The organism is Vibrio sp. 10N.261.52.A1 (assembly GCF_002876325.1).
Classification (GTDB): Bacteria; Pseudomonadota; Gammaproteobacteria; order Enterobacterales; family Vibrionaceae; genus Vibrio; species Vibrio chagasii.
Genome location: NZ_MCYD01000739.1, coordinates 1 through 634, shown reverse-complemented (window position 1 = coordinate 634; position 634 = coordinate 1). Strand labels below are relative to the sequence as shown.

General features: G+C 44.2%; 1 protein-coding gene. It reads left to right on the top strand.

The window, feature by feature from the left end; translation table 11 throughout:
• On the top strand, window positions 1–634 hold a 634-nt coding region (locus BCT81_RS15130), incomplete at both ends, for a metallophosphoesterase (protein ID WP_198596901.1).

The following is a 634-nucleotide window of genomic DNA, read 5'->3' as shown; positions in this document are numbered from 1 at the left end:
TGCTTGGCTTCAACCACATGAAATATGATGTGTGGGTTTTAGGTAATCATGAATTCGATTTTGGTCTTAAAACGCTCAACAGAGCTGTTACTCAATTTAAAGGCCAGTCTTTAGGCGGCAACATCAAGAACAAAAATGGAAACCCATTCCTACCGGGTTACACCATTCTGGAACGCGGTGGCGTTAAGATCGGTGTGATAGGGATGGACACCCCAATGACAGAGGTCTTTGCACAAGGTACCAACCGTTTAGAAGGTGTCACGTTCACTAACCCAACACTGGAAGTGAAGAAAATAATCAAAGAGATTGATGACCAAGTCGATGCGATCGTATTGGTTGCACATATGGGGATTGAAAACGAAAATGACATCGCGAATACAGGTGTCACTGATATTGCGAATGCTAACCCAGAGTTGGATGCCATTGTTGCTGGCCACATGCACACTCGTATTGATAAGGCGGTAGTGAATGGGGTGATCATTACTGAACCTGACAAGTATGGCCGAGCTCTATCTCGTATCGACCTTCAATTTGAAGAGCGCGATGGCAAATTTACTCTAGTGAACAAAGATAGCTTCACCTACAAGATTAATGGCGTTGATTCCGATGAAGATATGGACGCGCTATACCATCC